Origin of the sequence: Streptomyces sp. BK340 (genome assembly GCF_007827595.1) — a bacterium.
Classification (GTDB): Bacteria; Actinomycetota; Actinomycetes; order Streptomycetales; family Streptomycetaceae; genus Streptomyces.
On the sequence record NZ_VISR01000025.1, the window covers coordinates 113,789 to 133,466 of the forward strand.

At 70.1% G+C, this 19,678-nt stretch carries 20 protein-coding genes and 1 pseudogene; 3 read left to right on the forward strand and 18 right to left on the reverse strand.

The window, feature by feature from the left end; genetic code table 11:
• Nucleotides 1-117: 117 nt before the first annotated feature.
• Nucleotides 118-801, forward strand: coding sequence for a snapalysin (snpA, locus tag FB157_RS34280; protein WP_145884571.1), 684 nt, complete (start codon nucleotides 118-120; stop codon nucleotides 799-801).
• A gap of 61 nt (nucleotides 802-862) precedes the next feature.
• On the opposite strand, the gene FB157_RS34285 is transcribed toward snpA, so the two are convergent.
• The 15 genes and pseudogenes from FB157_RS34285 to FB157_RS34355 form a co-directional block, all read right to left on the reverse strand.
• Nucleotides 863-1,270: a hypothetical protein gene (locus tag FB157_RS34285; RefSeq protein WP_145884572.1), complete on the reverse strand. Its 408-nt coding sequence runs from the start codon at nucleotides 1,268-1,270 to the stop codon at nucleotides 863-865.
• Complete coding sequence (locus FB157_RS34290; protein ID WP_145884573.1) at nucleotides 1,267-1,665, reverse strand: nuclear transport factor 2 family protein; 399 nt, start codon at nucleotides 1,663-1,665, stop codon at nucleotides 1,267-1,269. Before FB157_RS34290 ends, FB157_RS34285 begins: the two co-directional genes overlap by 4 nt.
• Before the next feature lie 90 nt (nucleotides 1,666-1,755).
• Complete coding sequence (locus tag FB157_RS34295) at nucleotides 1,756-2,553, reverse strand: enoyl-CoA hydratase/isomerase family protein (protein ID WP_145884574.1); 798 nt, start codon at nucleotides 2,551-2,553, stop codon at nucleotides 1,756-1,758.
• Nucleotides 2,550-3,797 carry a cytochrome P450 gene (locus tag FB157_RS34300; protein WP_145884575.1) on the reverse strand — a complete coding sequence of 416 codons (1,248 nt, stop codon included), beginning with the start codon at nucleotides 3,795-3,797 and terminating at the stop codon, nucleotides 2,550-2,552. The genes FB157_RS34295 and FB157_RS34300 overlap by 4 nt, the downstream gene beginning before the upstream one ends.
• 96 nt (nucleotides 3,798-3,893) lie before the next feature.
• Nucleotides 3,894-5,255, reverse strand: coding sequence for a cytochrome P450 (locus tag FB157_RS34305; protein ID WP_145884576.1), 1,362 nt, complete (start codon nucleotides 5,253-5,255; stop codon nucleotides 3,894-3,896).
• Between the two features lie 13 nt (nucleotides 5,256-5,268).
• The gene (locus FB157_RS34310; RefSeq protein WP_145884577.1) at nucleotides 5,269-5,829 is read right to left on the reverse strand and encodes an ATP/GTP-binding protein; all 561 of its coding nucleotides are present in this window, start codon (nucleotides 5,827-5,829) and stop codon (nucleotides 5,269-5,271) included.
• Between the two features lie 3 nt (nucleotides 5,830-5,832).
• Nucleotides 5,833-6,216 (reverse strand): DUF742 domain-containing protein, encoded by a 384-nt coding sequence (locus tag FB157_RS34315; RefSeq protein WP_145884578.1) that lies wholly within the window; start codon nucleotides 6,214-6,216, stop codon nucleotides 5,833-5,835.
• Nucleotides 6,213-7,055: a roadblock/LC7 domain-containing protein gene (locus tag FB157_RS34320; protein ID WP_261386717.1), complete on the reverse strand. Its 843-nt coding sequence runs from the start codon at nucleotides 7,053-7,055 to the stop codon at nucleotides 6,213-6,215. The genes FB157_RS34315 and FB157_RS34320 overlap by 4 nt, the downstream gene beginning before the upstream one ends.
• Complete coding sequence (locus FB157_RS34325; protein ID WP_145884579.1) at nucleotides 7,052-8,233, reverse strand: ATP-binding protein; 1,182 nt, start codon at nucleotides 8,231-8,233, stop codon at nucleotides 7,052-7,054. Before FB157_RS34325 ends, FB157_RS34320 begins: the two co-directional genes overlap by 4 nt.
• 326 nt (nucleotides 8,234-8,559) lie before the next feature.
• Nucleotides 8,560-9,409: pseudogene (locus FB157_RS34330) on the reverse strand (DMT family transporter).
• A gap of 125 nt (nucleotides 9,410-9,534) precedes the next feature.
• Nucleotides 9,535-10,914, reverse strand: a complete 1,380-nt coding sequence (locus FB157_RS34335) for an FG-GAP-like repeat-containing protein (protein ID WP_261386718.1) — start codon at nucleotides 10,912-10,914, stop codon at nucleotides 9,535-9,537.
• Nucleotides 10,915-11,064: 150 nt separating this feature from the next.
• A complete protein-coding gene (locus FB157_RS34340) occupies nucleotides 11,065-11,880 on the reverse strand; it encodes an ABC transporter permease (RefSeq protein ID WP_145884581.1) in 816 nt (271 codons plus the stop codon).
• 12 nt (nucleotides 11,881-11,892) lie between these two features.
• Nucleotides 11,893-12,786, reverse strand: a complete 894-nt coding sequence (locus FB157_RS34345) for an ABC transporter permease (RefSeq protein ID WP_145884582.1) — start codon at nucleotides 12,784-12,786, stop codon at nucleotides 11,893-11,895.
• A 3-nt stretch (nucleotides 12,787-12,789) separates the two neighbouring features.
• Complete coding sequence (locus FB157_RS34350) at nucleotides 12,790-13,983, reverse strand: ABC transporter substrate-binding protein (protein WP_145884583.1); 1,194 nt, start codon at nucleotides 13,981-13,983, stop codon at nucleotides 12,790-12,792.
• Nucleotides 13,984-14,042: 59 nt separating this feature from the next.
• Nucleotides 14,043-15,074, reverse strand: coding sequence for an ABC transporter ATP-binding protein (locus FB157_RS34355; protein WP_145884584.1), 1,032 nt, complete (start codon nucleotides 15,072-15,074; stop codon nucleotides 14,043-14,045).
• A 110-nt stretch (nucleotides 15,075-15,184) separates the two neighbouring features.
• Here FB157_RS34355 and FB157_RS34360 point away from each other — a divergent pair, with 110 nt between their 5' ends.
• Together FB157_RS34360 and FB157_RS34365 are read left to right on the forward strand one after the other, a co-directional pair.
• The gene (locus tag FB157_RS34360; protein WP_145884585.1) at nucleotides 15,185-15,946 is read left to right on the forward strand and encodes a FadR/GntR family transcriptional regulator; all 762 of its coding nucleotides are present in this window, start codon (nucleotides 15,185-15,187) and stop codon (nucleotides 15,944-15,946) included.
• A gap of 38 nt (nucleotides 15,947-15,984) precedes the next feature.
• Nucleotides 15,985-16,761: a cache domain-containing protein gene (locus FB157_RS34365; protein ID WP_145884586.1), complete on the forward strand. Its 777-nt coding sequence runs from the start codon at nucleotides 15,985-15,987 to the stop codon at nucleotides 16,759-16,761.
• A gap of 20 nt (nucleotides 16,762-16,781) precedes the next feature.
• On the opposite strand, the gene FB157_RS34370 is transcribed toward FB157_RS34365, so the two are convergent.
• From FB157_RS34370 to FB157_RS34380, 3 genes are all read right to left on the reverse strand, one after another.
• Nucleotides 16,782-17,390: a flavin reductase family protein gene (locus FB157_RS34370; protein ID WP_145884587.1), complete on the reverse strand. Its 609-nt coding sequence runs from the start codon at nucleotides 17,388-17,390 to the stop codon at nucleotides 16,782-16,784.
• A gap of 13 nt (nucleotides 17,391-17,403) precedes the next feature.
• The gene (locus FB157_RS34375) at nucleotides 17,404-18,078 is read right to left on the reverse strand and encodes a DUF6215 domain-containing protein (protein WP_145884588.1); all 675 of its coding nucleotides are present in this window, start codon (nucleotides 18,076-18,078) and stop codon (nucleotides 17,404-17,406) included.
• A gap of 90 nt (nucleotides 18,079-18,168) precedes the next feature.
• Nucleotides 18,169-19,647: a glutamate-cysteine ligase family protein gene (locus tag FB157_RS34380; protein ID WP_145884589.1), complete on the reverse strand. Its 1,479-nt coding sequence runs from the start codon at nucleotides 19,645-19,647 to the stop codon at nucleotides 18,169-18,171.
• Between the last annotated feature and the right edge of the window lie 31 nt (nucleotides 19,648-19,678).

Consider the following 19,678-nt stretch of genomic DNA (forward strand, 5'->3'; position numbering starts at 1 on the left):
GCGTGATAGCCGGGCGCTATCCCCAGTTGCCATCATCCGCCGGCCGCCGGGGCGGCGGAAACTCAGGGGCAACCGATCGTTCACCACCCCACACGAACGAGTAGGAGCACCCCCCACATGACGTCGATCCGTACGTCCTCCCCTGCCGCGAAGGCCTCCAGGAGAGCGCTGGCGCTCGGCCTGGGCCTGGCGTTCGCCGCACTGGGCACCGCGATCCCGGCGAGCGCCCAGACCACCGGCTCCACCGCCACGCCGCACGCCCGCTACACGGGCCACGCCGGCGAGGCCGGCAACAGCAAGGCGTTCTTCGAGGCCGTGCTGGCCTCGGTCGCCGAGAAGCAGGCGGCGCACCCGCACCTGCGGTCGGTGACCGTCTACTACGACGCCTCCCAGGCGCCGAGCTTCCGTTCGCAGATATCGAGCGCCGCGTCGATATGGAACAGCTCCGTATCGAACGTCAAGCTGCAGGCGACCTCGGGCGGCGCCGACTTCGCCTACTACGAGGGCAACGACCCCGAGGGGTCCTACGCCTCCACGGACGGTCACGGCAACGGCTACATCTTCCTCGACTACGCGCAGAACCGGCAGTACGACTCGATCCGCGTCGCCGCGCACGAGACCGGTCACGTGCTGGGCCTGCCGGACCACTACAGCGGCCCGTGCAGCGAGCTGATGTCGGGCGGCGGCCCGGGCACGTCCTGCACCAACCGCTACCCGAACTCGGCCGAGCGAGCCCGGGTCAACCAGCTGTGGGCCAACGGCCTCGCCAAGGCGCTCGACAAGCTGAACAAGGTGCACTGACCGTCCGAGAACCGTCCGCCTGCGACCGGAGACGGGCCGTGCCACCCCGGTACGGCCCGCCTCACGCGGGTTCGTGGCCGCCGGCCGCCCGGTCCGCGCGGTCGACGGCCTCGGCGAAGTACGGCCAGCCGTCCACCGTTGCGTTCCGCGCGGCCGGCTGTGCCTCCAGGGCGGGCGCCGCGGCGTCCAGGAGGCGGCGTACCGTTCCGGGCTCGTAGAGATTGAGGTGGCTGCGGTCCGGCAGGCGCACCACGGTGCCGGACTCGAAGTACGTGTTGGAGACCACCCCGTTCGCGCGAGGAGCGAAGACCAGGGAGAGCCGGCGGCCGGCGTTCTCGGCGGTTCTGCCGGTGAAGAAGGACAGGGTGAGGCGGCAGTCCTCGTAAGCGGGCGCGATGTGCTGCCGGACGGACCAGTACCAGACCGTCTCACCCACGGCGAGGCGACGCAGGCGGCGCTCCGTCCTCACGTCCGGTCGAACCAGGCGAGTGCCGCGATGCGCCAGCCGTGCGGAGTGCGCACGAACTGCAGGGTCTTGGTACCGCCGCCCTCGTAGGGCTCGCCGTTCATGATTCCGGACTTGCGGTACTCACTCACACGGGAAGCGATGTCGCCCACGATCTCGGTGTGTTCGGAGGTCTCCCACTCCGAGAACTCGACGAGCCGGCCGTCGGAGAGCAACTGCCGGCGGGGCTCGATGAACTCGTCCACGGTGTAGACGGTGAAGTCCGGTCCCGTCATGACGATGACGCCGGAGGGGAGGACGAGCCTGCGGATGCGTGCCACGTCGGCCGGTCTGCCGCCGCGGTTGTCGAAGGCGCCGAAGAACTCGGCCGTCACCGCGTCGATCTCGATCTTGGACACCGTGTGAAGCTACCACGCACCCGAAGGTCCGCCAAGGGAGCAGCAGTTGGGGGAGGATGCCGCCCGGTCGCCGTCGACCGGGCGCTTTCCCTACGAGTGCTCGGCCACGCGCTGCGGGCGGGCCTGGCCCAGCTGTGCGGTGAGGAGGTGCGCGTCCAGCAGGGCCACGTCGGCCGTGCGGTTGGCGCGCGCGTAGCCCGCGAACATGCGCTTGGTCAGGGTGAGGGCTTCGGGTGAGCGCCGCAGGATCGGGCGTACCCAGGCGCCCACGGCCGCGTCCAGTTCGTCGAGTGGTGCGACCTTGTGCAGGAGGCCGAGCCGGTGGGCGGCGGCCGCGTCGAAGGTCTCGCAGGTGAGCATGAGTTCGCGGATCCTGGCGGCGCCGCCCTCGACGATCAGACGGCCCATGGCGCCTCCCCAGGCGGGCGGCAGGCCGAGGCCGATCTCGGGCATGCGGAACCGGCAGCTGTCGGCTCCGGCGCGCAGGTCGCAGAAGGAGGCGAGCGCGAGACCGGCACCCACCACCTTGCCGTGGAGTCTGGCGACGGTGACCGCGTGCGTGTTCTCCAGTGCGTCGCACACACGGTAGGCCTTGTCCGCGATCCGGCGCATGGCGGCTCCGGTCGGGTCCTCGGCCAGCGCCGCCTGGTACTCGACCCGGTCGGCGCCGAGACAGAAGTCCGCACCCGCGGCGGAGAGGATCAGCACCCGGATGTCGGGCCGGTCGTGGAGGCTGTGGAGGAGGGTGGCGAGATCGTCGAGTGCGGCGACGGTCAGCGTGCCGTCCTGTGCCGGGGGGTTGAGACGGACCCGGAGGACCGGCCCGTCGTGTTCGACGTGCAGCGCCTTGTAGGGGAAGTGGGGGGAGGTGTTGATCATGTCGGTCATGAGAGGGCGACGTCCAGGTTCAGCAGGCGCCTGAAGGCCACACGCGGTGCCCAGGTCGGTCTGCGTACGAGGGTGAGGCGGGGGAAGCGCCTGACCAGCTGGTGGAGCAGGGTCTGTGCCTCCATACGGGCCAGGGGAGCCCCGAGGCAGTAGTGGATGCCACCGCTGAAGGCGAGGTGCGCCGGTTTGCGGTGCAGGTTGAACAGTTCGGGATCCTCGTGCTTGGCCGGGTCCCGGTTGGCCGCGCCCACCATGAGGTGGACCATCTCGTCCTTGCGGACCTCGACGCCGCCGAGGACGCCGTCCCGGGAGGAGACGCGGCTGATGACATGCGTGGGCGGGTCGTAGCGCAACGATTCTTCGACGGCGGCGGGCACGAGTTCGGGGTGGACGGTGAGCCAGTCCCACTGCCGGGGATGTTCCAGCAGCAGGAGCGTCATCGTCGACAGCAGCGTGGCGGTCGTCTCCAGCGCGGCCAGCAGCACGAACAACGCCAGGAAGTAGACGGCTTCGTCCGCCTTGTCCTGGTCGCTCTCCAAGGCGTCCCACAGCGTGATCCACCGCGAGACGGGGTCGTCGCCGGGGCGGGCCCGGCGCCGGCGCACCAGGTCCATGAAGTAGGTCCGCAGCTCCGCCGTGGCCGCGTCCGACTTCGCCAGCTGGCTGGCCGACGGCAGCAGTTCCTGGGTGAAGACCTGGTCGTGGGTCAGCTCCCGCAGCCGGGGGAAGTCGGCGGTGGGCAGCCCGAGCCAGTGCCCGATGGTGGCGACGGGCAGCTCCTCGCCGACCAGGGCGTTGAAGTCCGCCTCGCCGTCGTGCAGCCGCTCGGCGAGCGAGTCGAGGAGCCGGGTCGTGCTCCGGCCCACCGTCCCGCGCAGTTGCTCCAGGGTGGTGCGGTCGAACATGCCCGCCGACCGGCGCACCCAGGTGTGCTCCGGAGGGTTGAGCGCGGGCAGTGTCCGGCTCATCTCACGCGAGGACGGGGCCGTCCAGCGCGTGCCGTCGCCCTGCTGCTCCCGCCAGCGCGCGTCGGGCTCCAGCCAGTCACGGCTGCGCAGCACCTGGTCGCACACGTCGAATGCGGTGACCAGATGTCCGCCCCAGGGGGCTGCGACGACTCCGCCCCTCGACCGCAGCTCCCCGTAGATCGGGAAGGGATTTGCCTGGCCCTTGGCCGTCCTTAAACGGGAGAACAGCGAGACGGCAAATCGTCTGTCGACGGGCGGAGTTATCGCAATCTCCACGATGTCCCCTTCTTGCTCTCACGTATCAGCCGCCATGCATACCCCCCCGTTGGCTGATGCATACAAGATGACTATGTGCGCGGAGAGTTGCCTACGTCACTCTCCCCTGGTCCATGCCAGGAACCGGCTGAAGAGGCCCGGTTTGGGCTTGGAGGCGGCCGGCACCGCAGGCTGCGGCACGTGGTTCGGGCCGTGGTGCGCGGTGGTCGGGGCGGGCTGCTGCGGTGCCTGAGCGGGTGCCGGCGCCACGGTGCGCGGCGTGAACCGGACCGGCAGCGCCACCAGGGACCGGCTCCAGGGAGCGGGCACCCAGTTCAAGTCCTTGAAGGGCACCCGGACTTCGATGTCGGGCAGCCGGTTGAGGAGGGACTCGACGGCGGTGACGGCGATCACGAACGCCGGGTCCTTGGCGGGACAGGCGTGCGGTCCGGCACCGAAGGACAGATGGGCCTTGGCGCTGAGCTGCTCGCGGTGCTCCGCCAGCCGGGGATCGGTGTTGGCGGCCGCGAAGGAGATCACCACCGGGTCGTTCGCGTGGAGCGTCCGGCCGCCCAGCTCCACGTCGTGAGTGGGGTAGTGGGCCGCGTAGTTGGCGATCGGCGCGTAGTTCCACAGGGCCTGGCCGACCGCGTCCTCCACCGGCAGACCGGTCTGCCAGTCCTCGCCGAGGATCAGAGCGCTGCTGGTGCCGATCGTCGCCGACAGGGGCGCGGTACCGCCCGAGAGCAGCGTCACGAGCTGGTGCAGCACCTCCTCGTCGGTCAGTGCCGCGGAGTGCTCCATCAGCCGGGTCGTCAGGTCGTTGCCGGGCCTGCGCCGCTTGAGCGCGATCAGCTCGCCGAGCGCCTCGCCCAGCACCTGGTCCGCACCGGCCGTGCCGTCGAAGATGCCGCTGATCCCGACGATCACCCGGTCACCGATCTCGGGCGGGCACCCGAACAGGTCGCTGAAGACCAGCAGCGGCAGCGGCTGCGCGTACTCGGCCATCAGCTCGGCCTGCCCGAGCCGGTCGGAGCTGAACCGGCTGACCAGGTAGTCGGCGGACTGCTGGGTCTGCCGCACCAGCTGGATCTCGTTGACGGTGGCGAGACTGTCGGTCACGGCCTGGCGGAGGCGGGCGTGTGCCGCTCCGTCGCTGAACAGCGCGTTGGGCCGGTACCCCATCATGGGCAGCGCCGGGCTGTCCTCGGGCACCCGCCCCTCGTTCAGCGCCCGCCAGCGCCGCGAGTCCCGGACGAACGAGGCGGGGTTCTGCAGGATGTACAGGGCGGCGTCGTAGCTGGTGACCAGCTCGACCTCCACGCCCGGGGCGATGTCCACCGGCGCACTCGGGCCGAGGCTGCGCAGGTACGCGTAGGTGGCGTCGGGGTCGGAGCCGAACTGCGGTCCGTAGAGGGGGACATTGCCGTGCGCGGGGCAGCCGGGCGGTGGCCCTTGTATGCCGGGACGCTGCTGCATGTGGGGGAGGCTCCTAGTCGAGAAGGGACAGTAGGTGGTGGACGAGGGTGATGAGGGCCTGCGCCGACGACTGCTGGTCCCGTACGTCGCAGGAGACGACGGGGGTCCGGTCGGACAGGTTCAGCGCCTCGCGGATCTCCGCGAGCGGATAATTGGTCGTGTCGTCGAAGTGGTTGACGCCGATGGCGTACGTCAGGCCGAACCGCTCGACCAGGTCCAGGACCGGGAAGGACTCCGACAGCCGCTCCGGGTCGACCAGGACGAGCGCGCCCAGCGCCCCCCTGGACAGTTCCTCCCACATCTCCTTGAAACGCTCCTGACCCGGCGTGCCGAAGAGGTACAGCACCACCTCGTCGCTGATGGTCAGGCGGCCGAAGTCCATGGCGACCGTCGTGGTGGTCTTGTCCGGAGTCCCTGACAGATCGTCAAAGCCCACACTGGCTTCGGTGATCTCCTCTTCGGTCCGCAGGGGCTCGATCTCGGAGATGCTGCCGATGCATGTGGTCTTCCCGACCCCGAAGTGCCCCACCACGAGGATCTTCACCGCGGTGAGGACACCTGAATCCAGGTACACGAATCACGCTCCGAATCGGGCTTTGAGGCCGTCGAGTACGGCGTTGAGCACTTCTCGGTCGACACGTTCGGCGCGGGGCACGGGCTTCCGCGCGATGATGAGACCGCTCTCCTCCATCTGCGCCAGGAGAATCCGCACGATCCCCAGCGGCAGATGCGTGTGGGCGGCCACTTCGGCGACGGAGAGAAAACCTTCCGTCACCAGCTCCAGAACCTGCCTCGCCTCCGGGGAAAGCGTGCGAGCCGAAGCAGTGGCACCCTCCTGGGCGGACACCAGGGTGGTGCGCTCGTAGGCATTGTCCGGGGGCAGGGCCCGCCCGTTCGTGATCACGAAGAGCGGGACTAATGCTGACGTCAGCTCAAGTTCCTGATCCGGCCCGTCATTCACGTACGGCTCGCCTCCCCGCGTGGTGCCATATATGAGCTCAGTCGTGGCACCACCTGATGCAGCCGGGTGGTGAACTCCTCTATATCGGCATCGTGTTCGGCGGCCGCGGCCAGGAACGCCCCACGGCCGGCCGAGATCAGAAAGATCCAGCCGTGCTGAAACTCGATCACCGTCTGCCGCCACTGCGCGTCCTGGCCCACACCGGCGAACTGCGAGGTGGCCCGGCTGTAGGCGTGAATCCCCGTCATGGCCGCGGAGATGGTGTCCGCCAGGTCCTGGCTCATACCCGTGGTGGCACCGCGGGGCAGGCCGTCGGAGCCCAACAGGACGGCGTGGCGGGCGCCTTGCACCTCGGCGACCACCTCGTCGAGGTCCACGATCGGGATCCCCTGGCCGCCCGCCCCCTGCTGCGCCCGGGCTCCGCCGGACCGCGCGGCGAGGCCGTCCGCGTTCACCCGGGGCGGCGAGGTGAGGTTGTTGCCGAGCCGGGCGACCAGCCGGTGCATGCGGAAGGAGATCTGCTGCATGTCGACGTCCGGCGCCGCCGCCGCCGCCAGATAGGCGCCCTGCCCGGCACCGATGAGGAAGATCCAGCCGTGCGAGAACTCGATGATCGTCTGGTTCCACTGCCTGTCTTCCCCCGGCCCGGCGAAGTGGGAGGTCGCGCGGCTGAGCGACTGCATGCCGGCCATGGCGGCGGAGATCGTCCGCACGTCCTGCTGGGCCATGCCGTCGGTCGCGCCCCGGGGAAGGCCGTCCGCGGACAGCAGGACGGCGTGACGCGCCTTCGGCACGTTGTGCACGATGTCCTCGAGCATCCACGACAGGTCTGTGGTCATGCGTCATCGGACCCTTCGGACGGAGCCGAGGCGAGATTGCGGCCCGAGAGTGTGCCGCGCTGGAAGGCCCCGAGGCTCCGGCCGGCGGCGCGGCCGGCGTCCTCCGGCGCCGCGGCGGGCGACTGTGAGCTGTCCCGGTCGGGAACGCTGGCGATGGGCACCTGGCGGGCGCCTCGCCGCGGCAGGCCGTGCGCGGTACGGCTGACGGGCTCCGGCCGGCCGACAGTGCCACGGATACCGCTGACCTGGGGGTCCTCGGCCGGGGCCGCCTCCTCCTCGGTCCACAGCTCCTCCGGCAGCAGTACGACGGCGCGCACGCCGCCGTAGCGGGACACACCGGTCACGTCCACCCGGAACCCGTACTGCTGCGCGAGCAGGCCGATCACGGGGAATCCGAACTTCGGCTGGTTGCCCAGATGCGAGAGACGGGGCCGGAAGTCACCGGAGAGCAGTGCGGAAGCCTTCTGACGGTCCTCGTCGTTCATACCGACACCGGCGTCGTCGATGACGATGCACAGGTTCTTCTGCACCCGCTGGAAAGTGACCTCGATCGGCGAACCCTGCTGAGAAAAACTGGCAGCGTTGTCGAGAAGTTCGGCGACCGCGAGCGCGACCGGAGAAACGGCGGACGCCTTCAATGCAAAACCGGTCTGCTGCATGATTTCGACGCGCCGGAAGTTACGAATCTGACCCTGCGCGCTGCGCACCACGTCATAAACGCTGGCGGGCCTATTTCGACGGCCCAGCGGAGCACCGCACATAACTGCAATGCCCTGCGACTTGCGGGCCATCTGTGCATTGGCGTGACTGACTTCCAGCAGATCGCTCAGGACGGAATGGCCGCCGTACTTGCGCTGGATTTCCTCAAGAAGCGCCAGCTGTTCCGCGGCAAGGCTCTGCAGAAAGCGGGCGGAACCCTTGAGGACAGCCTTGGTGCTTTCCTCGGCCGCCTCTTCGGCCTCTTGGATGGTCTTGTCGTGCTCGTCCTGGTGCTGCTGCAACTCCGCTCTTAAAGCGGCCAGTTGCACGTCGGCCTCGCTCAGCCTCTGCGTGAGCGCGGCCTCGGCCTGCTGCTTCTTCGCCGCTATGGCCTTGTTGCGACGACTGAGCACCAGAGCCGCGGCGACGGCGATGGTCGTCGCCGCAACCAGGCACCACACGAGTGCGTCTCGATTCATGGAAACCTTTCCTATATGTAGCCTGCAGTCGTCGGCGGACGGATCGGGGGAATCCGTGGCGCAACCGCTTGGCACGACTCGGTCGCCGTCGTGTTGAGAACCGGCCCGATCTCAAAACAGCGCCGGAGCCGAGTGGACCAAGGTCGCAGACGCGGGGATGCTATCACTGAGATAGGGGAACCTTCACAACGCGGAGTCGACCGGTAACCGTCGCGTGTTCGCCGCAGAGGTTATTGATTGAACGACAGCCAACGGCAGTGAGGCCGAGTCGTGAGGTTGTGGGGTATTTATTCGGCACCATGAAGGACTGATTGCCCTTTATGGACTTAACGGACGGCGAGGTGCTGGACGGCCCGGCTCAGGACCACCACGCCCATGACGATCAGTACGGCACCGCATATTTCGGGCGCCAGCCACCAGCCCGTGCGGACGCGTTCGTGGAACAGGGCGATTCCGAGGGCCAGGCTGACCGTGGCGTCGCCGATGGTCAGCGCGGGCTGCGCCGCCACCAGCGGACCGGCCTGCAGGGCGTTCTCCAGCAGGAGCACGGCGACCGCGCCGGTGACCGCGAAGCCGTACGTCTGCCAGGACCGCAGGAACGCCGGAAGGCCGTGGTCGGCGAAGGTCCCCGCCGCCGACTTCAGCAGCGCGGCCGTCAGCGCGTTGCCCGTGGCCGAGGCGGCCGCCAGCAACGCGGCACGGCGCACCGCAGGGCGCCCCCGGCCGGCCGACAGGACCGCGACGGCCATGACGCCGAGACACAGGGCGAGCGCCGGGATCCACCGGTCGAGTGGCGCCTGGGAGGTGGCGCCGTGCGGGGCGGCCGCCGCGAGCAGGACGGCCAGGCCCGTCACCACACCGCCGACACCCCACCAGCCCGAGCGAGGGAGCCGACGGTGCATCAGCGGCCCGGCCACGAGCAGGGCGAAGGGAAGCTCCAGGATGAACAGCGGCTGGACCAGTGCGAGCGGGCCGTTGACGAGGGCGAGGCTCTGGAACAGCACGGCGCCGACCACCCCGGCCATGCCGATCAGCCAGGCCGGCCGGCGCAGCAGCTCCGCCAGGAGCCGTAGCCCGCCGTGGCTGCTCGCGGAGGCGGCCTTGCGCTGGAAGGCCGTGCCGACGGCGTTGCTCGCCGCTTCCCGCGACGGCGAACGCCGCGGCCAGTTCGATCACGACCGTCTCCCGCCTGCGGGCGCACCTCCCGGAGGAGCTTCGGGCACTCCCAGCCTACGAAAGCCCTCCGCGGGCCGCCGCCGAAGCCGGCCGCGGCCCGCACGCCCCGGAACCCGGACCCGGTCCTACTGCAGCATCCCCGGGATGATCTCCCCGTCCACGGCGGTGGCCCCCCTGATCGTGATGCCTGCCGGTGAACCCGGCAGCATCAGGGAACCGTAGGTGCCGGCCACGTACAGGTCGGCCATGCCCTCCCGGTCGGTGTCGCGCAGCCGTACCGTGCCGCCGAAGGCGTCGTCCTCCTGGGGGTAGCCCGGAACGCCGGGGCTGCTGCGGGTGAACCACTTCGAACCCTTGCCGGACAGTCCCGAAGCGGACCCGTACAGGACCGCCACGCCGCCCGCGTACGGGATGCTGCCCAGCTTCTCGCCGTAGACGCCGACGGCCAGGTCCCGGTAGCCGTCACCGTTGGTGTCACCGGACGAGATGCTCGCACCGAACCCGTCGTCCGCCTCGGGGGTGTCGGCGACGCCCGTCGTGGCCTGGGTGAAGCGGGCGCTCCTGTCCGGTCCGGAGGCCGAGCCGTACCAGACGGAGACGCGCCCCTTGTACTTGTCGGCCTTGTACGTGCCGATGGCGATGTCGCCGTAGCCGTCCTTGTCGAAGTCGCCGACGACTCCGTCGCCGCCCCGGGCGCTGCTGCCCCCGCCGGACCGCACGGACTCCAGGTGCAGCGTCCTGCCCGGGTACAGCCGGGCCTTCCCGCCGGAGACGAACCAGGCGTCCGAGCCGACGGACGACGGGTTCGCGACGTCGCCGATGACGACGAGGTCGGTCTTGCCGTCGCCGTCGACCCGGCCGGAGATCAGGGCCGTGGTGTGGAAGCCGGAGCCCTTGTCCAGGAGCGAGACCGTTCCGTGGACGCCGGAGCGCTCGATCGGGCCGCGGTAGACGTAGGTCCGGCCGTCGTCGACGACGGCCAGATCCCGCCTGCCGTCGCCGTTGAAGTCGCCGGTGGCCGTGTCGTCGCCCATGTCGTCGTACGACCCGTGGGGGCCCTTGTCCGGCACGGTGGTGCCGCCGGACAGGCCCGTCCGCGATCCCCACAGGACGGTGACCGCACCCTCGTCCTTGTGGCTGCCGTCGTCCTCGTGGGGCGCCGACACCGCCAGGTCGCCGTAGCCGTCACCGTTGAAGTCGGCCGCGGTGCGCACCGTGCCGAAGTCGTCGTCCGTCTCGTCGGTCCCGGGGACACCCGGGCTCGACTGGTCGATGAACTGGGTCTTCGTGCCCGGCCCGTTCGCGGTCCCGAAGGTCACCAGGACCCCGCCGCCCCTGCTGGAGGAGCCGGGGCCGTGGGAGAAGGCGGCGTAGTCGCGGTAGCCGTCGCCGTCGAAGTCGTCCGCGTACTTCGCGGGGGCGGCCGCGGCCGGCGCGGCCAGTGCGACCGGGGGCAGGCCGCAGGCGAGCAGGGCCGCGGCCAGGAGCGTGGGGCGCTTGCGCAAGGGGTCTCCAGGGTCGAATGAGCGTGCCGCACGCGGTCGTTCACGCGTCCGGGGTGCCATGGCGATCAGGGGACAGCCGGCAAGTGCCGGGGGTTGCGCGGGGCTTGGGTGAACAGTTGGGGTCTCTGTGGTGTACGGGGACGGGGCCCCTCACACCCGGCTCGACGTCGCCGTGTCCGAGGACAGCCGCTGGGCGACATAGATCGGGACGACCGACAGCAGGACGAGGACGGCGGCCACGACGTTCACCACGGGCGCCTGCTGGGGCCGGGTCATGTTGTCGAAGATCCAGATGGGCAGGGTCTCGATACCGGGTCCCGCCGTGAAGGTCGTGACGACGATCTCGTCGAAGGACAGGGCGAAGGCGAGCAGGCCGCCGGCCAGCAGCGCGGAACGGACCAACGGGAAGGTGACGTCGGCGAAGGCACGGAAGGTGGTCGCCCCCAGGTCCATCGCCGCCTCCTCGTACGAGGAGGCCGTCCGGCGCAGCCGCGCCACCACGTTGTTGAAGACCACCACGATGCAGAAGGTGGCGTGGCCGACGATCACGGTGAACAGACCGAGCCCCACACCGAGCGGTGCGAGAACGGTGCCGAAGGCCGAGTTGAGCGCGATGCCCGTGACGATGCCGGGCAGCGCGATCGGCAGGACCACGATGAACGACACCGTGTCGCGGCCGAAGAACCGGTACCGGGCCACCGCGAACGCGATCAGCGTGCCGAGGACCAGGGCGATCGCGGTGGCGCCCAGGCCCGCCTTCACCGACACCCACAGGGCCTCGCGCGCACCGGAGTTGTCGAGGGCCACGGACCACCAGCGCAGGGTCAGCCCGGGCGGTGGCCAGCTCGCACTGCGGTCGGGGTTCAGGGAGTTGAGGAGGACGAGCAGGAGCGGGACGTAGATCACCGCGAAGCCGAGTGCGGCTCCTGCCCGCAGGGCGGTGCGCGCGGTGCGGCTGAGATGCATGGCGCTCTTCTCCTACAGGCTGGTCAGGGCGCCCGTGCGGCGGATCGCCAGCAGGTACAGGACGATCACGAGCACGGGAACGGTGCCGAGCGCTGCCGCCATGGGCAGGTTGAGTTCGATGTTGGAGTACACGAGGTTGCCGACGAGCTGGGTCTTGCCGCCGACGATCTGCACGGTGATGTAGTCGCCGAGGCTGAGCGAGAACGTGAACACTGAGCCCGCGGCAACGGACGGCAGCACCATGGGCAGCACCACCGAGCGGAAGGTGCGGCCGGCCTTCGCCCCGAGGTCGGCCGAGGCGTCGAGCAGATTGCCCGGAAGCTGTTCGAGGGCCGTGTGGATCGGCAGGATCATGTACGGCAGCCACAGGTAGGTCAGGGTGAGCACGGTGGCGGGCAGCCCGAAGCCCGGGCCGCTCAGCCCGAAGGGCCTCAGCATCCAGTCGGCGAGGCCGCCCTCGGAGAGGATCAGCCGCCAGGCGTACACCTTCACCAGGTAGCTCGCCCACAACGGCGTGAGGATCGCCACCACGAGCAGCGGGCGCCACTTGGGGCGGGCCACCCGCGCGGTGTAGAAGGCGACCGGGAAGGCGATGACTACGCACAGCACGGTCACCGCGAGCGCCACGCCCACGCTGCGCAGGATCACCTGGCGGAAGACCGGGGTCGTGAACAGGGCGTGGAAGTTGTCCGTCGACCAGACCTTCACCACCTGGGAGGTGAAGGAGTCCGTCGTCCAGAACGCGGAGACGAACAGGACCGTCAGCGAGCCCAGGTAGAGGACGGTCAGCCACAGCAGCGGCGCGGTGAGCAGCAGGGCGAGGCGGAGCCGGGGTCTGGTGTGCAGCGCTCCGGCGAGCCGCCGGACGGTGCCCCGTCCGGCGGCGGGCGTCACTTCACTCGTCACGGCTCAGCCCTTGATCTCGGTCCAGGCCTGCACCCACTTCGCGTACGGCACGCACTTGACGTCCGTGCGGCCGTCGAGACACTGCTCGATGGGGGTGTTCCAGAAGGCGATGTTCTTCCAGTAGCCCTCGTCGGCGGCGTGGTAGGTCGTGCAGAAGTTCTTGTCGCTGGTCTCGGCGCAGGCCCTGGAGTTGGCCGGGGCCTCACCGAAGTACTCGGCGACCTGGGCGTTGACCTTGGGGGAGACGATCCAGTCGAGCCACTTGTAGGCGCAGTTGGGGTGCTTGGCCTTGGCGTACACCATCCAGGTGTCCGACCAGCCGGTCGAGCCCTCCTCCGGGACGAACGCCTTGACCTTGGCGCCCTCGCCGGCGGTCAGGTTGGCGATGACCTGCCAGGTGGTGCCGACGACCGAGTCCCCGCTCTTGAAGGCGGAGATCTCCTTGAGGTAGTCGCTCCAGTACTCGCCGATGTCCGCGTTCTGCTGCTTCAGCAGGGCCACGGCGGCGTCGAACTGCTTCTGGTCGAGCGCGTACGGGTTCTTGATCTTCAGTTCGGGCTTGGCCGCCTTGAGGTACAGGGCCGCGTCCGCGATGTAGATCGGCGAGTCGTACGCGGTGACGTGCCCCTTGTACTTCGGGGCGTCGTCGAAGACCGCCGACCAGGAGGTGGGCGCCGGGCTCACCTTCTCGGTGTTGTACATCAGCAGGTTGGCGCCCCGGCCGTGCGGGATGCCGTACATCTGCCCCTTCACCGAGTTCCAGGAGCCGTTCTTCAGTCCGCTGAAGACGTCCTTGTAGTTGGGGACGAGGCCGGTGTTGACGGGGGCCGCGTCACCGGAGGCGATCAGGCGCAGGGAGGCGTCGCCGGAGGCGGAGACGGCGTCGTACTCCCCGGTCTTCATCAGCTTGACCATCTCGTCCGAGCTGGCGGCGACCTTGGAGTGGACCTGGCAGCCGGTCTGCTTCTCGAAGTCGCTGACCCAGTCCACCTTCGGGTCGTTGGAACCGTCCTCTACGTAGCCCGCCCAGGCGATCAGGTTGACCTGGCCCTCGGTCTTCCCGAGCTTCGTCGGGGCCTTGAGGTCGGGCGGGTTGAAGCCGGTGGCGGAGGAGCCGCTGCCGGAGGAGCTGCAGGCAGCGGTGAGCAGCAGGGCCGCGGTGCCGGCCGCGGCCACGAGGGTTCGGGTGAGACGCACGACGTTCTCCATGAGTGAGGGAGCCTTGCGCGGAGCGGAGGGTTCGGGGGGAGTGGGGGTCAGGAAGGGATCCGGACGGCGTGTCCGTGGTGCCACCGGAGGCGCACCCGGGTGCCGCGGTAGGCGGCGACGTCCTCGGAGGAGGTCTCGAGGTTCTGCTGGAGGGCGGTGAGGCGGCCCCCGCCGTCGAGGTCGACGAGGAAGCGGGTGGCGTCGCCGAGGTAGACGACCTCGGCGACCGTGCCGGTGACGGTCGCGTGTCCGGGCTCGTCCGCCTCGGCGGACTCCTTGAGGACACGGATCTTCTCCGGGCGGATGTTGTACGTGCCGGGCGCGCCGACGATCCGGTGGGCCGCCTCGCCCTCCAGCAGGTTCGAGGTGCCGACGAAGCCGGCGACGAACGGGGTCGCCGGGCGCTCGTATATCTCGGCGGGGGTGCCGACCTGGGCGATGCGGCCCTGGTCGAAGACGGCGATCCGGTCGCTCATCGTCAGGGCCTCCTCCTGGTCGTGGGTGACGAAGACGAAGGTGATCCCCACCTCCCGCTGGAGTGCCTTGAGTTCGACCTGCATCTGCTCGCGCAGCTTCAGGTCGAGGGCGCCGAGCGGCTCGTCGAGCAGCAGGACCCGGGGGCGGCCGACGAGGGCGCGGGCGAGGGCGACGCGCTGGCGCTGTCCGCCCGACAGCTGGGCGGGGCGCCGCTGGCCGTAGCCATCCAGGCGGACCTCGGCGAGCGCCTTGCGGGCGCGGACGAGGCGTTCGGGCTTGGGCACCTTGCGGACCTTGAGCCCGTAGGCGACGTTCTGCTCGACCGTCATGTGCGGGAACAGGGCGTAGTCCTGGAAGACCGTGTGCACGTCCCGCTCGAACGGGGCGAGGCCCGTGACCTCCTGCCCGGCCAGTTCGATCCGGCCCGCGGTGGGCGTCTCGAATCCGGCGACGAGCCTGAGGACCGTGGTCTTGCCCGAGCCGGAGGGGCCGAGCATGGAGAAGAACTCCCCGTCCCGGATCTCCAGATCCACACCGGCCACGGCGGTCGTCTCCCCGAACGACTTCCGCACGTCCTGCAGCCGGATCGCAATTCCCTCCATGCGGGAACCTTTCTGGCGCGCGCTGAGTTGACCGCAAACATATGAAGTCATAGTTCTAAGCTCAAGATCCCCTTAGGGTAAAGTTTGAGTCAACGCACAAGGTGGTGGCCGTGAGACAGCACGAGATCGACGGCGACGCCCGGGGGGCGGGCGGCGGTGCCCGTCGCGCCGTCTTCGCGCCGGTGGACAACCGGGCCCGCGTGGACACGGTCGTCCGCCGCATCGGCGACGCCATAGAGCTGGGACTCCTCGCCGACGGAGAGCAGCTTCCCGGCGAGAGTGAACTCGCCGGGCAGCTCGGGGTGTCAACGGTTACCCTGCGTGAGGCGCTGATGGCGCTCAGGCAACAGGGTCTGGTCACCACCCGCAGGGGCCGCGGCGGCGGCAGCTTCGTGTCGCTGCCCGAAGTCCCCGCCGACGACCGGCTCCAGGCCAGGCTGGGCGGCTGGAGCACCGAGGAACTGCGCGACCTGGGCGACCACTGGGCCGCCCTGTCCGGCGCCGCCGCCCGCCTCGCCGCCCAGCGCACCGAACCCGAGGACCTCAACCCCCTGCGCCGTACGGCCGAGGAGCTGGCGCACGCGCCGGAGACGGCGGCGCGCAGCCGCCTCTACGGCCGCTTCCACGTGGAACTCGCCGCCGCAGCCCAGTCCGCCCGGCTCACCCGCGAGCAGGTCGCGCTGCAGAGCGAGGTGGGCGCGCTGCTGTGCCTGGTCCTGGGGAGCGGTGAATATCGTGAAGAAGTGGCGGACCGTCACCGCGCCGTGATCTCGGCCGTGCAGGATGGGGCCCACGAATCGGCCGGCACACTGGCCGAGCGGTGCGTCAGGGAGTCGACGGCCCGGCTCGTCGCCGTACGCCTCACCCTCTGAACGCGCCGCGTCCGGTTCCCGTCCCGCTGGAGGACACCATGGGCTGGAGCCCCGGGCAGGTTCACTCGGCTGCCGCGACGCTCGACACGGACACCGAGGCCTGGGTCGCCTCGCAGGTGGGCCGTGCGCTGGAGGCGGTGTTCGAGGCCGTCGCCGCCACCCGGGCCGACACCGCCGCCCTGCTCGCCAGGACGGCCGCACAGGGCCGTCGCCCCGCGAGCGCGGACCTCGCCGCCCTCCGCCCCGGCCTGCACCAGCGGCTCACCCGCCAGGAACTGGTCTCCGGCGTCGGCTTCGTGGCCGCCCCCGGCCTGCTGACCGACGTACCCGCATGGCTGGAGTGGTGGCAGACGGGCGCCGACGGCGACGTACGACCCCTGCTGCTCGACCTCGATCCCGGGCACTCGGCGTATTCCGACTACACGCACTGGGACTGGTTCGCCCTGCCCCGCGACACCGGGCGCCGCGCCGTGGCCGGGCCGTACGTCGACTACCTCTGCTCCGACGAGTACAGCCTCACCCTGTCCGCACCCGTCGAGAACGAGGGACGCTTCGCCGGGGTCGCCGCGGCCGACGTCTACCTACGGCACTTCGAGGCGGCCGTACTCCCGCTGCTGCGGCGGCTGCCCCGGCGCGCCCATCTGGTCAACGCCCGCGGCCGGGTCGCCGCCTCCGCCGACCCCGCCCACCTGGCCGGCTCCCTCACCAAGGGCCCCGACTTCGGCGACCTGCTCGCCGAGGGCACGCCCGCCGAGCACGCGGGCCTGCGGCTGGTGCCCTGCCACGGCATCCCACTGGTCCTCGTGCTGGCCTGAATCCTGCCGTCACGTTCCCGTCAGTCGGCCGTCCACTCCCGGTACGGTACGCGTGCCGCCTCCCGTACCTCCCCGACGGTGCTCCACTCGTTCCCGCCCAACCGGGCCAGCGGGCGCAGCAGTCCGATGTCCGGCCGGCCGTCCACCAGGACGTCTTCGCTGACGGCCGCGTGCACGACCTGGCCGAACACCACCGTCGAGTTGCCGAGCCGCAGCGTCGAGTGCAGCGTGCACTCGAGCGCCACCGGGGAGGCGGCCACGCGCGGCGGCCTCACCCGCAGCGACGGCTCGGGCCGGATGCCCACCGCGTCGAACTCGCCCTCGTGCCTGGGGAAGTCGGTCGCACTCGCGTTGATCTGCTCGAAGAGCTGCTCGGGCGCGAAGTTGACGACGAACTCCCCGGTCTCCTCGGCGTTGCGCAGGGAGTCCTTCCGGCCCACGGAGGTGAACTGCACGATCGGCGGATCGGTGCAGGCCACGGTGAAGAACGAGTGAGGGGCCAGGTTCGCCGTCCTGCCGTCCGCGGTCAGGGTCGAGACCCACGCGATCGGCCGGGGCACGACCACCGCGGTGAGCAGCTGGTAGAACGCTCCTGGGTCCAGGGAGCGGGGTGAGTAGTCGACGCGCATGGCAGCACGCTATCTATGTCCAACCGGGGACCGTCGGCAGCACCCGCTCGGCGACGCGGAGCAGGGCCGTGTCGTCCGGTGGCGCGTCGTCCTGGCGCCAGATGGCGACCTCGAACGAGCCGCCCCCGTCCTTGGCGTCACGCGCGACCAGCAGATGACGGGCGAGGCCACCGGGGCCAGTGTCGATCTTGCCGCCGCCGAGGTTGATCTTGAGACCGATGGTCTGGCCCGAGTACAGGACGGCGGGGTGGCCGAGGATCTTCTTCGACTCCGCGGACCTGCCGAGGAGCCCGGAGAACTCGCCGACCCGCATGTCGTCGTCCGACGCCCACAGCTTCACCGAGTACGTTTTCAGCGAGACCTCCGCATCGGGTGAGGGGGTCTCCTTGCCGTCGGCGTCCTTGAACGAACTCTCGGACCCGTACGCGGTCTCGGCCTTTTCCCGCGGTGTGCCGAGGAGCGTGGGCAGGTCCGGGCGGTTCAGTGCCTTGCACAGCTGTTTCGCGGATACGCGCTCGGACACCGGCTTGTCGTCGTACGAGCACGTGGCCGGTCCCGGCTCCGAGGGGCCCTGCAGTGCGATGTGCACGAGCAGGGCTCCCGGTATCCCCAGGACCAGCACCGCCACGAGCGCCTGGACCCAGGGTCTGCGGTCCCTCTCGGACGCGGGATCGTCGACGTCAACCATGTTCCCCCACCTCGGTCGTCCCCCTGGCAAATGCTGGAGGAGCCTAACCGGTGATCGTCTTCGCCGGCATCCCCGATTTCGTGGTGCCCGTCAGTCGACCGGCCAGGTGTGCACCGGGGCGTTGAGGTGCATGAAGTCGATGTACAGCTCGGTCATCCGCCGCAGGGCCTCGTGCCGGCCGGCGTGCGTGGTGGCGTCGATGCGGTGGAGCATCTCCTTCTGCCACACGGCCCCGTTGCGGGCCGTGACACAGCGCTGCTCGATGATGCCGAGCAGCGGCTCCCGCCAGGCCGCGTCCATGCCGGACAGCTCGAGCCCGCGGTGCGCCAGCGGCAGCAGCCGCCGCAGGACCAGTTCGGGCACCGGCAGTTCACCCATGCCGGGCCAGTACAACAGCGCCTCGATGCCGTGCCGGGCCGCCGTGTGGAGGTTCTCCTCGGCCGCGGAGAACGACATCCGCGACCACACCGGACGGTCCTCCTCCACCAGCGCGCGGGTGAGCCCGTAGTAGAAGGCGCCGTTGGCGAGCGTGTCGGCGACGGTCGGTCCGGCGGGCAGCACCCGGTTCTCCACCCGGACGTGCGGCTTGTCGTGGGCGACGGCGTAGACGGGCCGGTTCCAGCGGTAGATCGTGCCGTTGTGCAGGGTGAGTTCGGAGAGTTCGGGGATGTCCCCGCGGTCCAGCGTCTCCCCGGGGTCCTGCTCGTCGGTCAGGGGCAGCAGGGCCGGGAAGTAGCGCAGGTTCTCCTCGAAGAGGTCGAAGACGCTGTTGATCCACCGTTCCCCGAACCACACCCGCGGCCGCACGCCCTGGATCTTGATCTCCTCCGGGCGGGTGTCGGTCGCCTGCTCGAACAGCGGGATACGGGTCTCGTGCCACAGCTCCTTGCCGAACAGGAACGGCGAGTTGGCCGACAGCGCGACCTGGACCCCGGCGATGGCCTGCGCCGCGTTCCAGTAGCCGGCGAAGGTCTCCGGGGACACCTGCAGATGGAACTGCGTGCTGGTGCACGCGGCCTCCGGGGTGATCGTGTCCGCGTAGGTCCGCAGCCGGTCGACGCCGTCCACCTCGATGCGCAGGTCCTCGCCCCGGGCCGCGAAGATCTGGTCGTTGATCAGCCGGTAGCGCGGGTTCTCCGACAGGGACTCCTCGCCGATGTCCTCCTGGCGCAGGGTGGGCAGGATGCCGACCATGACCAGCCGGGCGCCGACCGATCTGGACCGCTCGTCGGCGTGGTTCAGCGCCGCGCGGATCTCGGACTCCCAGGCATCGGGTCCGCCCGCCGTCAGCCCGCGCGGCGGAACGTTGATCTCGAGGTTGAACCGGCCCAGTTCGGTCGACCACGAGGGGTCCGCGATCGCCTCCAGCACATCGGTGTTGCGCATCGCGGGCTCGGCCCGGTCGTCGACCAGGTTCAGCTCGATCTCCAGTCCGACCTGAGGTCGTTCGGACTCGAAGCGCGCGTCGCGGAGCATCTGTGCGAACGCGTCGAGGCACTCCTGCATCTTGATCCGGTACCGGCGGCGGTCCTCGCGGGTGAAGACGAGCGCCGGGACGTCCCGTCCCATCGGCCCTCCAGGGTTCCGCTCCTCGGACAAC

What these genes read in the sequence shown, in the direction of transcription:
- snpA (WP_145884571.1), top strand. Translation starts at nt 118, where the DNA reads ATGACGTCGATCCGTACGTCCTCCCCTGCCGCGAAGGCCTCCAGGAGA.
- FB157_RS34295 (WP_145884574.1), bottom strand. Translation starts at nt 2,553, where the DNA reads ATGACCGACATGATCAACACCTCCCCCCACTTCCCCTACAAGGCGCTG.
- FB157_RS34305 (WP_145884576.1), bottom strand. Translation starts at nt 5,255, where the DNA reads ATGCAGCAGCGTCCCGGCATACAAGGGCCACCGCCCGGCTGCCCCGCG.
- FB157_RS34320 (WP_261386717.1), bottom strand. Translation starts at nt 7,055, where the DNA reads ATGACCACAGACCTGTCGTGGATGCTCGAGGACATCGTGCACAACGTG.
- FB157_RS34325 (WP_145884579.1), bottom strand. Translation starts at nt 8,233, where the DNA reads ATGAATCGAGACGCACTCGTGTGGTGCCTGGTTGCGGCGACGACCATC.
- FB157_RS34340 (WP_145884581.1), bottom strand. Translation starts at nt 11,880, where the DNA reads ATGCATCTCAGCCGCACCGCGCGCACCGCCCTGCGGGCAGGAGCCGCA.
- FB157_RS34355 (WP_145884584.1), bottom strand. Translation starts at nt 15,074, where the DNA reads ATGGAGGGAATTGCGATCCGGCTGCAGGACGTGCGGAAGTCGTTCGGG.
- FB157_RS34365 (WP_145884586.1), top strand. Translation starts at nt 15,985, where the DNA reads ATGGGCTGGAGCCCCGGGCAGGTTCACTCGGCTGCCGCGACGCTCGAC.
- FB157_RS34370 (WP_145884587.1), bottom strand. Translation starts at nt 17,390, where the DNA reads ATGCGCGTCGACTACTCACCCCGCTCCCTGGACCCAGGAGCGTTCTAC.
- FB157_RS34375 (WP_145884588.1), bottom strand. Translation starts at nt 18,078, where the DNA reads ATGGTTGACGTCGACGATCCCGCGTCCGAGAGGGACCGCAGACCCTGG.
- FB157_RS34380 (WP_145884589.1), bottom strand. Translation starts at nt 19,647, where the DNA reads ATGGGACGGGACGTCCCGGCGCTCGTCTTCACCCGCGAGGACCGCCGC.